Raw genomic sequence first — 605 nt, forward strand, 5'->3', positions numbered from 1 at the left:
GGTCTGGGAGGTCCCGGCCGACATCGCGCTGCCCTCGGCCACCCAGAACGAACTGCGCGGCGACGACGCCGCCGCGCTGATCCGCAACGGCGTCAAGGCGGTCTCCGAGGGCGCCAACATGCCGACGACCCCCGAGGCGGTGCGCCTGTTCAAGGAGGCGGGCGTCGCGTTCGGGCCCGGCAAGGCGGCCAACGCGGGCGGCGTGGCGGTGAGCGCCCTGGAGATGGCCCAGAACCACGCCCGTACGTCGTGGACGGCGGCGCGGGTCGAGGAAGAACTGACGCAGATCATGAACGACATCCACACCACCTGCCACGAGACCGCCGAGCGCTACGGCGCCCCCGGCGACTACGTGACGGGCGCGAACATCGCGGGCTTCGAGCGGGTCGCGGACGCGATGCTGGCCCAGGGCGTCATCTGAGCGCACGCGGAGTCCCGGCCGCCGCCGGGGGGGGGGGGGGGGGGGGGGGGGGGGGGGGGGGGGGGGGGGGGGGGGGGGGGGGGGGGGGGGGGGGGGGGGGGGGGGGGGGGGGGGGGGGGGGGGGGGGGGGGCCACCTGCCACGAGACCGCCGAGCGCTACGGCGCCCCCGGCGACTACGTGACG

General features: G+C 78.0%; 1 pseudogene. It reads left to right on the top strand.

Going from position 1 to position 605, the window contains the following annotated elements:
* Nucleotides 1–421: pseudogene (locus AB8Z36_RS41665) on the top strand (NADP-specific glutamate dehydrogenase); the annotation flags it as partial.
* Nucleotides 422–605: the final 184 nt, after the last annotated feature.

This window comes from Streptomyces flavofungini (assembly GCF_041028215.1).
Classification (GTDB): domain Bacteria; phylum Actinomycetota; class Actinomycetes; order Streptomycetales; family Streptomycetaceae; genus Streptomyces; species Streptomyces flavofungini_B.